The sequence below is a fragment of the Rhodococcus sp. 27YEA6 genome (genome assembly GCF_044908235.1).
Taxonomy (GTDB): domain Bacteria; phylum Actinomycetota; class Actinomycetes; order Mycobacteriales; family Mycobacteriaceae; genus Rhodococcus_F; species Rhodococcus_F qingshengii.
In genome coordinates this window covers 1-9,815 of record NZ_JBIYCY010000044.1, presented here as the reverse complement: position 1 = coordinate 9,815, position 9,815 = coordinate 1, and the positions used below count along the sequence as shown (strand labels likewise).

Sequence of the window (9,815 nt, the reverse complement as noted above, 5' to 3'; positions counted from 1 at the left end):
CGCCGCATCGTCGGCCTCCCTGACACCCGTTCATTCGGCATGCTTCCATCCTCGTTTCCAAGGCCAGAAGTCTCCACCGAACCCAGAGCGATTCAGTGGCGCTACCCGCCGGGCACTCGCCAAAGCGGCTGTTGTGAACCCGTCGAGCACCCCGGAAACATGGGCGACGGTGGCGGACCTTGTGACGGAACAATCAGCGTGGGCGGACGCTCACCCAGATGATCCGGGTTCTGTTCCGCTGCACGCAGACGAACACGAGGCGTGGATTTCGTGGATCCGCCCAGCAAGCGAAATCGGTCCCTCACATGGGTGATCTTCTGTTCATGGCAGGTGCCTCGATGACATGCCTGTTGGGCGTTGCCGGCCTCACCGTTGCCCTTCGAGGGGCAAAGAATTCGACTGACGAAGGCGAAGCACTCGGGCCTGCAGCAGAGTTGATACAGGAAATGGGATGAACGGGGCGCAGCTCACGCTTTTCGGCATCGAACGGGGCGATGTTGTTGCTCTTCGAGAGTGGTCAGAGCGAATGGTCCCGGCGCTGTGGACTGCACCATGGGATTGCGCAGACGGGATACAGAAAGGCGCAGTACTGAGCGGATGGCAATGTCCAGCGTGCGGAGTCGTCGAGCCCAATGCGTATCTGCTCGACAACAATCACGGGTTAGACCCTGAACGGCCTGGAAGAGAAGATCGGCTGACTCGGTGCCTGCGTATGGAACTACGTGAAGATCCGGCTGATGATCGGCACGCTCAGTAAGTCCTGCGAGGCTCTCCCGAAAACCTCACGAAATCGACCATCGTCACCCTCATCGACGACACAAGCGCGGTCCCATCTGAATTCCATCATCGCCTAAAGGACACTGGGCAAGACGCATGGGCGCACCCAAATAGGTGCGATTCGTCCAGATCCGCCAGGCACCCAACGGTCGTAGGGCTGTGCGGCGCAGATTGGCCCGCTCTCAGGATTCGCGAATCGAGATCCAGACTTCCACGCGCACGCACCAGATTTCTTGTATAACAACCGGGTGTTCTCCCCCAGGCTCGCCCGTGTCCACGGGACGCACGGTTCCCCTCACGTCGCCTCTCTGGCAGCGAGCGGCATTGCCGTAGTCTTTCTGGTTGTGGTGCTTCTGATTGGTGCCGATGGCAACGCTCTCTACGCCAAGCTGGCGGGAATCGCGCTGTATGCCCTCATCGTCTTGCTTCTCCTCACAAGTATCTCTATTCCCCTCTACTTCCGAAAGCATCCGAGACATGGTGTCAGTCAATGGAAGACGACGGTGGCCCCCATGCTGAGTGGTCTCGGCTTCGCCATCGCCCTCGTGCTGGCGACGAAGAACGCCGCATTCCTGGTCGGTGGATCGCAAACCGCCGCAAACCTGTTGATCGGAATCTTCATTGCTGCACTTCTGCTGGGAGTCGGGTACGCGCTCCTGCTCAGAAGGCGTAAGCCAGAGACTTACGCGCGAATCGGTCGTCAGGAAGTTGTCTGACTCGGCAACCCTCTGACTTCGGTACTACCGGTTCCGGACGCCGACACGCTGAATCCCACTGTTAAACAACGAAATTAAGCGAACTTAGCTTCTCGCAAATCTCGAAAGGATCGGCGAGGTGGTATCGCGGCGATCGTTAGCCAGGGCTCGGAGACGCGTGAACGAATGACTCCGGACACCCCAATCTAACTGAAAAGCTACGACGTCGATGTTCATGAGGTGTCCTGTGGATTCCATCCACTGGCCTCCGGAGCTGAACACCCAAACTCGAAATGGCGATGCCAGAGCATCCAGTTGGATGAACACCGACATAACCCGTGCCGCTCTGGATAACGAAGCGGACGGGAAAAGGAGGGCGAACGACTAACTACACCGACATGCATATATGCCACTGTTCGAAAATCTCACACTACTGAAGGAGCTTCTCATGGGTTCATCCGCTACCGAACTGAGCCAGATCGGCGCCGTCGCTGGACTACTCTCCGCACTAGTCGCAGTTGTCGCCGGCATCGCTGCGCTTAGCGCCGCCTAAGGGCGTTGACGATGCACTGGTTCTGTTCCGAACTTCGTGAACAGGACCAGTGCTCAGGCGGGGAACGTGCGCTTTCCCTTCTGGAAAGCGTAACCCCAGATACCGGCGTCGGGAAGTAAAAGCTGCCGCCACCCGGCCCCGCGGCACGAGCACGTGACGACGACATTCCTTCTACCGCAACCGCTACCGTGATTCGGCTTCACTGCGGCCCGTTTACCCGACCCATGGAAACGAACACCCTTCGACGCGCCACCATGGAGCATCGTCAAAATCCCCCAACATCCCGCGGGATTCGCAGGATGGAATCCACTTTCGATCGAAAGCGACACCATCATGTCTACTATCTCCGTCCTCGGCACCGGTCTCATGGGATCAGCGGTTGCCAGCACACTGATCGACGCAGGTCACACGGTCACCGTATGGAACAGATCAGCCGTCAAGTCCGCACCGCGGGTAGCGAAGGGGGCCCAACGTGCAGACTCCGTCGCCGAGGCGATCAACGCCAGCGACATCACCCTTTGCCACGTACTGTCCTCGACAATGGGCTTCGACCTCGTCCGCACAGCAGAGAGCGAAATCGACTGGAATGGAAAGGTCTTCGTCAATCTGAGCACGGGCACGCCGGACAGCGCACTGGCCTTCGGCGGCTACCTCGCATCCCAAGGCGGTGGGTACGCCGATGGAGTCATCTCGGCATACCCCGATGACATCGGAACCAATACCGCGATCGTCCAGTATGCCGCGGCCGACGGAGTGTGGGCGACGCTCGAACCCGTTGCGAAGATCATCTCCCCTGCCGCCTATGTCTACGTCGGCACCCAACTGGACGCCCCCAACGTCATCGACCCCGCCGTCACCGGCGCGGTTTATTCAGTGGGGTACGGAGCGTTCCTCGAGAGCGCCGCATACGTGGCGTCGCGAGGTATCGCTCCGAAGCATCTGATCGCCGGGGCCGACAAGATGATCGATTTGCTGCGCCACAGCATCCATGCGTCGATCGAATTGCTGGAAAACGGATTGTGGGAAAGCGATCAATCGACAGTTGACGCATACCACGCGGCGGTGATTCACTGGCGCGACACGATGCTCGAGTCCGGTAACCGAGCCGCCTACTTCGGCGCCCTACTCGAGAATCTCGAAGCTGCTCGGGAGGCGGGATACGGCGAACTCGGTTTTCACAGCCAGTTCAAGACGGCGAACGTGACACCTGCGGGTGACTAGTGCACTCGAAATAGTGAACGACATGATCGCGCGGTGCCGCGTTATCGAATCCCATTGACTTTCGGATTCACCCGGTCGTCACAACGAACAATTTGTTGAGACGTTCGGCTGGGGTTTCCCAGTCGAACGTCTGGCGGATCCGTTGGTTGAGTTTGGTCGGCAATGAACCGAGTCGATCCTTTCTAGTGCATGGCAGATCGGTGCGCTCCGGGGAATGCTGCCGGAGGGTTTGAGGTGTACCCAACAAAAGTTGGACTGCGTAACTACGTGTTTGACTCCAGAGGGAGTCCGATTGTGTACTGCGAAGCACGTTAAGCCGTTCTGACGCCGCCTCGGCCATTGAGTTGTTCGAGGAAGGCTTCACTACGATGCCTGTCGCGTTGACTCTTGACCTCGCCGACACGACGCGAGAAGAGCCCTTCATGCATCGAATATTTTCGCGGGCAACCACGGCGAAATTCGAACATCGGTGGTTAGGTTCGTGGCCAGGCACGTCTGCCCGAAAGTGGACGACTTTGTAGGCGGCAGCCCACTCGATCGAGATCTCTGGCGTGAGGCTGGAAATCAATGTTTGTTGGGTCTCGAGATACCGGAGGCCCACTGCGGCTCGGATGCGCGAGACTTCCGATTCAATGCCGTCCCGTCCGTGCGGCGGCGGGCAGGGCGATGCGCTCATACTGCGAGTCCCGACCGCGACCCGCTGACCCAACAAGTGCTGACTGCGACCAGGTGCACTCACCAACGAGGAGAACAACAATGACCATCACCGACAGCACGTCTACTTCCGAGACACCGAAGGACTTCGTCAGCGGCCTTGAAGGCGTCGTCGCCTTCACCAGCGATATTGCAGAACCCGACAAGGACGGCGGCGCACTGCGCTACCGCGGTGTCGACATCGAAGACCTGGTCGGACAGAGGGTCACCTTCGGCATGGTCACTGCGGAATAATCTTTCCCAGCTGTGATTGTTCGCAGTTCGCATCTTGCGTTGATCGGAGGTCTATCAGCGGTCCATCGACGCCGCCACACCCGGCGACACCACCCCCGGATCATGGATGACAGGGGCAAGAAGTCATGCCAGGCCTGGCGACCGTAGCCCCCGGATTCCGAGGACTTTGAAGAAGGTAACGGGGCGGTTGCAGACGGAATTACTGAACGTCTTTGTCTGGACGATCTCAGAAGTCGGTGCCACCGTCGATGTTGACCAGGGCGCCGGTGAGGTACCCGGCGCGCGGTGAGAGGAGAAACGCGATCAATTCCCCGACTTCGTCCGGCTGTCCGGGCCGCCCGAGTGCGGCATTCAATCCCCATTCTTCAACCATGACCCGTTCGAGCGCTTCTTCGTACGGGTATCCGCGCTCTTGTGCGACGTGTGCCCGGATTGCCCGCAGTGCATCTGTTTCAATGGCGCCGGGGCAGACACAGTTGGCTCGGATACCGTGACGCCCGTAAGCCTTCGCGATTCCTTTGGTGAACACCGACACCGCGCCCTTGAGCGATGCGTAAGGGAGGCGCGCTATTTCAGGCGCACGTACTGAGTAGGCAGCGGTAGTGACGATTGTTCCGCGCGTTGTAATCAGATGGGGCAGAGCTGATTCCACCGTTCGGGTGGTTCCCAGTAGCACATCGTGGAAGGCTGCGATCCAGTTTTCGTCGGGCGCTTCGATTGGTTCCTTGCCGAGGATTCCAGTTGTCACAGCAACCCCGTCGAGGCGTCCGAGCAAAGCTACGGACTCGGCTACCGCGCGCTCTGCCTCACCTGTGGCGCTGACGTCGCAGGACAGCCCGAATGCACGCGACGCACCGGCTCCGAGAACCTCGGCGGCAGCTTTCTCGGCGCGCCCACCATCGCGGCCGACCACGACGACCGATGCGCCGTCCGCGGCCAGAGCACGTGCCGCCGCAAGGCCCATCCCGGCTGTCCCTCCGACCACGAGATAGCTCTTGTTTCGGATGAGGAGATCCATTGGTGTCCACGCTTTCGTCAAGAAGTGACAGGTATGACAGAAAGTACAGCATTACGTTTTCCTTCAGGAAAGCCTCTAGTTCAATGTGCCTTAATCGAACTAGTTTCGATCCTTGTTGGCAGGTGACGCACGCCATATAAATGGTCATCAGTGTCAGATGTTGAGGCGCCTTCGCTCGTGTGCTGTTGGGTCCTCCCAGTGGATGGCCACAAGAACGGGATGCGGTATGAATCATCGTAGAAATAGTCAAGTCAATACCGAGTTTGCCTTGGTTTTGTCCGTAGTGAACTTCGCCGCAACTGCATACGGTGGAGCAGGGGCTACCTCCGCAGCGGCGGTGGCGGAGAGAGGCAAGCGGACCCAATGCCGCTCTCAAAGTGGCCTCGATGTTGGCCCGGGAGAACTTCGATCAGTCGAGCACCTACCAGGTCGATTTTCCATACCTTTCCCCGACATGCACTCGGCTAGCCCCCCGCTGTCGTGGGACCGAAGATCGAACCGACCCTCGTTGACGTTCTATCATTGGCGGACAACAAGGTTCGGATTACAACACGTCGGCCAGCTACGGATCTTGTCATCCGTTCTGTCGAGTACCAATGCTGCGATTATCAATCCTTAGGCTGTGACAGGGTAGATGGGTCTTGTCACACAGGACGCAGGATCGGGCCCGTGGATTCGATCAGGTGAAGTAGGGGATCAGGATCATCCACAAACGGTTCGACGGCTATTGGGTCAAGGGCGCATGGAAGGCCTCAACGACGATCGGACGATGAGGTATCAGACAGCGTCACGGATCGCGGCGGAGTATGCCTACAATCTGTTGATCTGTGCTGTTTTCGCACAAGTTGCAGGTGGATTTCACTGGAATTCTCGATGTTCGCTGTCGCGGAAGACGCCATGAGTATACTTAATGTTGCTGCAGCATAAGCGAATTAGGTATCGAGATGGGAGGCTCAGGCGAGTGCCAGCGTTGTGAGAATGTCGGGTGAATACGCCTCGGGAGGCGCAGCCCAGGGGCCGGAATGCACGGCACCTAGGGCTGCACCCAATTCCGGGCGTTGGCCGAGCATTCGACGCATTCTCGATTGCCGAGCGGCGCGATCCGGAATTCCGAAACCCGCCACTAAGTCGGTCAATGCGCTGGCGAATCGCAGCCGTGCCATCCGTGCAGCACGTTCCTCGGAATAGCCGGCGAGGCTCCGTGGTGTCCAGGCGGAGTTATCGAGTAGCGCTTCGGAGAGAATTCGAGCGTCTCGCAACGAGATGCTCAAACCTTGTGCGGTGACGGGGTTGCTCCAGCCCGCGGCGTCGCCGATCAAGGCCACCCCGGGTATCACCGGGGTATCTGTCCACGCGTCGTTCATCGCGAACGTCGCGCACGGCCCGATGGGCGTCGCCTCGGCGAGTTCATCGGAATTCGGGAAAATTGGTGTTCGGTACGACTCCATGAATTCCGCAATCGTCGCCGGACCGCGGAGTGGTTCCGGGTCGCTCGCGCTGCGCCCCACGTAGACGCGCAATCGATTATCTGCTCGAGGGATCACGATGTACTGGTTTCTACCCGCAATGGCAATCGTGGTCACGGAGCGATCCCAGACGCCGCCGTCGTCAACGAGCATGCCGGACAACTTGACTCGGGCTACTGAGGTCGAGAGGCTCACGCCCGCAGCGGCCCGTGTGCTGGACTGCTTTCCGTCGGCGCCCACGATGAGACGGCACCGTTCGGTTCGAGTTTCTCCATCAATCTCGTATGTTGCCAACGGGTGTGGGCCTCCTTCGATAGTGCAGCGTCGTATGCCGCGGACGACTGTGGCGCCGGCCTTTGTCGCGGCCAAGGCAAGTGCCTCACGTAATTCTGGGTGCCCGACGCCGATCACGCCAGGTGCGCCGTGAACAGTCGTCGACAAGTCTTTGGACATTCGTTGAGCTTGATCGACGCTCAAGTTTTCGTCGTAGGGGACCATCCTGGTGATCACCGACATGCTGTTCGCTTCGAGAATCGCTTGGGCTACACCAAGTTCGGTAGCCTCGATAAAACCCCACGGCACCATCGCCTCACCGCGGACCATATCGCGGTAGGTGGCCTCGCGCTCGAGGACGGTGATACTCAGTCCACTTGCCGCCAGGCGTGCAGCAAGTGCGCATCCCGCCACGCCACCACCGATGATCACGATGTCGCTATCGATTTCTGGCACTCCACACTCCTCATTTACTCATAGTTAATGGAATCCATTTACTATGACATAATGGGCGGAAAGTTGCTAGATCGAAAGGCGATCAAAATGCGAAGTCGCGGTGGAACGCAATCGTCACCGATATCCACGACCGATGTCGTCGAGGCAGCCATGCGTGTCGTCGAACGTTCGTCGCTCGGGCGCATGACAGTGCGTGACGTGGCTCAAGAATGTGGGGTGACGGCCCCGGCCATTCACTATCATTTGCGGGGAGCGGGCAATTTAGCCGACCGTGTCGTCGAGGCAGTGACAGCGCAGATCGATATCACGGTCGACCCAGAAGCCACATGGTTCGATCAGTACGTCCGCCTCGTCATGGATATGGATGCAGCGTTTCTCCGATATCCGGGGACCGGCCTACACGCGCTCACTGCTGTCGGACCGTCGGTGGCGGCCGGACGGCTCACAGAAACAGCTCTGAGGATCTTGCGAAGCGGGGGCTTCTCGGAGGAAGAAGCCGTCGAACTTTTCACGGCAACCTATCTATTATTCGTCGGCTGGTTGGCGACCCGTGGCCTGGCCGAGGAAGACATAGTCCACCCCGCATTGGCTACGGCCCGGCGGGTGGGTCCCCATACAAGTGGAAGCTCCTCGCTTCAATCCGCTTTGGGGCGAATTCTCGGTACCGCTGTTCCATCGACTTCACCCGAAGATCAGCGAAAGCAACGAATGGAGATTGAAAGATGACCACCACTGATTTGTCCTGGATGAAGGACTACTACGCGGCCTGGGACTCCGCAGACGCGGATGCGATCACTGCGTGGTTCGACGCCGATGTAGTGCTCGAAGACGTCCCCACCGGCCACGTCGCATCGGGTGTAGATCAGGCCCGTTTGTTTGTCGAAGGCGCGATCGAGCGGGTGCCCGGAGCGACGTACGAGGTGAAGGTCGGTCTCGTCAACGGTGACACCTTCGCCGTCGAGTGGGTAATGCACCCGCACGGCCTACGCGGCTCGTCTGTCGGGAGCCTTCGCGGGGGAAAGATTGTATCGAACCGCGACTACTGGAATATGTTGTCCAAGAACGGCTAGCATCGGTTCACATGCTGTGCCGACGAGGCTGACTTCGGTTTCCGGGTCAGTACCGTGGCAGATTCAGCGACGCACGTGGACTCAAGTCGTTCGCCGGATCTGAGCCCGTCACACGGGCGTCGGGGCGCAGCACCAGCGTCACCCATCGCCATGTGAAGAACAATCGCCTCGCCGCAGTCGGTTTCGTGTGGGCGTTTGCCGGCGTACTGAAGCGCACCGAGTTCAGCGGAGGGCTCGGCTATCTGGTTCCAGCCCCAGCGAGGACCGGTGCCGGGCGGTAGTCGATCGCCGTGTGGCTCGATCAGTAGGCGGCCTCGTACTCGACAGGTGGGGCATGGTCGATCTCGCCATGCAAGCGGTGGAGGTTGAACCAGTCGATGTGCTCCGCGACCGCCAACCCGACATCTCCCACACCCCGCCAACCTCCACGCGGGCGCATCACCCGATTGCGAACGCACTCGGCCTTGAACAACGAGTTGAACGCCTCCGCCACCGCATTAGCATACGAATCGCCTTTGGAGCCAACAGAAGCCACTGCATCATATTGATCGAGGCGCTCGGTGTACGGCCCAGCTCGATACTGCACACCGCGTCGCTGTGATGAATCAACCCGGCAACATCCTGGCAGGCCCGTCGCCGCGCCCACAACCCCACATTCAACGCGTCGAAGGCCAGATCGGTGCGCATCGACGTCGACACCTGCCACCCCACAATCATCCGGGAGAACATCGAGGATAAATGCGGCATACACCCACCCCGAGTGAGCACGAATGTAGGTCAGGTCCGCCACCCACAACACATTGGGCGCATCGGCGACAAACTGCCGCTGCACCCGATCGGCCGGCCGCGGTGTCTCGACACCGTCGCTGTGTGCGGTTTTTCGACCTTCACCCGTGGTATCCCTTGGAGTCCATCGGATTTCATCAATCGCTCCACCGTGCATCAGGCCACCGACATACCCTGTTGTTTCACGCTCGCGTGCACCTTGCGGGCTCCGTACACCCCGATGTGGTCGGCATGAGTCTTCCGGATCTCGGACAGAACCTGGCGGTCGCGCACCGCACGTGCCGATTTCGGTTCGTTGCGGGCTCAGGTGAGCTCGGGCCGTGGACGGTGCGATCCGGGCGGCCGTCTCGCGCAAAGCCGCGCAGATCGGATCGACCCCGAGTTCGCCGCGATGAGAAGCGACGAATTCCACGATCAGCGCTGTGGGCGGTCGATCTCCTCCGCGGAGAAAGCCGAATTATGTGGGTGATCGATGTCAAGTGCCCGTGTCGTCGAGTCGCTGGATAAGTCCGTCGAAGACCTTCTGCCGCCCGATCTGGCCCTTGTCTGCGG

At 59.6% G+C, this 9,815-nt stretch carries 9 protein-coding genes and 2 pseudogenes; 8 read left to right on the top strand and 3 right to left on the bottom strand.

From position 1 onward, the window contains the following. From ABH939_RS32750 to ABH939_RS32730, 5 genes and pseudogenes are all read left to right on the top strand, one after another. Positions 1–313 (top strand): hypothetical protein (locus ABH939_RS32750; protein WP_404650731.1); only part of this gene is annotated, 313 nt, incomplete at its 5' end. A gap of 808 nt (positions 314–1,121) precedes the next feature. After that, on the top strand, positions 1,122–1,493 hold the full coding sequence (locus ABH939_RS32745; protein WP_151097116.1) for a hypothetical protein: 372 nt from the start codon (positions 1,122–1,124) through the stop codon (positions 1,491–1,493). 865 nt (positions 1,494–2,358) lie between these two features. Further along, complete coding sequence (locus ABH939_RS32740) at positions 2,359–3,246, top strand: NAD(P)-binding domain-containing protein (RefSeq protein WP_151097114.1); 888 nt, start codon at positions 2,359–2,361, stop codon at positions 3,244–3,246. Positions 3,247–3,679: 433 nt separating this feature from the next. Continuing rightward, the gene (locus ABH939_RS32735) at positions 3,680–4,006 is read left to right on the top strand and encodes an acyl-CoA dehydrogenase family protein (protein WP_151097379.1); all 327 of its coding nucleotides are present in this window, start codon (positions 3,680–3,682) and stop codon (positions 4,004–4,006) included. Next, positions 4,003–4,188 (top strand): annotated as a pseudogene (locus tag ABH939_RS32730) (citrate/2-methylcitrate synthase); the annotation flags it as partial. The gene ABH939_RS32735 and the pseudogene ABH939_RS32730, both read left to right, overlap by 4 nt. Positions 4,189–4,420: 232 nt before the next feature. On the opposite strand, the gene ABH939_RS32725 reads toward ABH939_RS32730, so the two are convergent. Continuing rightward, a complete protein-coding gene (locus tag ABH939_RS32725) occupies positions 4,421–5,212 on the bottom strand; it encodes an SDR family NAD(P)-dependent oxidoreductase (RefSeq protein ID WP_151097112.1) in 792 nt (263 codons plus the stop codon). Between the two features lie 953 nt (positions 5,213–6,165). After that, positions 6,166–7,407 carry an NAD(P)/FAD-dependent oxidoreductase gene (locus ABH939_RS32720; protein WP_243580779.1) on the bottom strand — a complete coding sequence of 414 codons (1,242 nt, stop codon included), beginning with the start codon at positions 7,405–7,407 and terminating at the stop codon, positions 6,166–6,168. An 87-nt stretch (positions 7,408–7,494) separates the two neighbouring features. Between ABH939_RS32720 and ABH939_RS32715 the strand changes: the two genes are divergently transcribed. The 3 genes and pseudogenes from ABH939_RS32715 to ABH939_RS32705 all read left to right on the top strand — a co-directional run. After that, on the top strand, positions 7,495–8,133 hold the full coding sequence (locus tag ABH939_RS32715) for a TetR family transcriptional regulator (RefSeq protein ID WP_151097110.1): 639 nt from the start codon (positions 7,495–7,497) through the stop codon (positions 8,131–8,133). Continuing rightward, a complete protein-coding gene (locus ABH939_RS32710) occupies positions 8,130–8,477 on the top strand; it encodes a nuclear transport factor 2 family protein (RefSeq protein ID WP_151097108.1) in 348 nt (115 codons plus the stop codon). Before ABH939_RS32715 ends, ABH939_RS32710 begins: the two co-directional genes overlap by 4 nt. 44 nt (positions 8,478–8,521) lie before the next feature. Continuing rightward, positions 8,522–8,683 (top strand): annotated as a pseudogene (locus tag ABH939_RS32705) (transposase); the annotation flags it as partial. Positions 8,684–8,778: 95 nt separating this feature from the next. Here the strand turns inward: ABH939_RS32705 and ABH939_RS32700 are convergent. Then, complete coding sequence (locus tag ABH939_RS32700; protein WP_151097107.1) at positions 8,779–8,970, bottom strand: IS3 family transposase; 192 nt, start codon at positions 8,968–8,970, stop codon at positions 8,779–8,781. Positions 8,971–9,815: the final 845 nt, after the last annotated feature.

Bases quoted from the DNA above. Each gene is read 5' to 3' on its own strand.
- ABH939_RS32710 (WP_151097108.1), top strand. From the start codon at position 8,130: ATGACCACCACTGATTTGTCCTGGATGAAGGACTACTACGCGGCCTGG.
- ABH939_RS32715 (WP_151097110.1), top strand. From the start codon at position 7,495: ATGCGAAGTCGCGGTGGAACGCAATCGTCACCGATATCCACGACCGAT.
- ABH939_RS32725 (WP_151097112.1), bottom strand. From the start codon at position 5,212: ATGGATCTCCTCATCCGAAACAAGAGCTATCTCGTGGTCGGAGGGACA.
- ABH939_RS32740 (WP_151097114.1), top strand. From the start codon at position 2,359: ATGTCTACTATCTCCGTCCTCGGCACCGGTCTCATGGGATCAGCGGTT.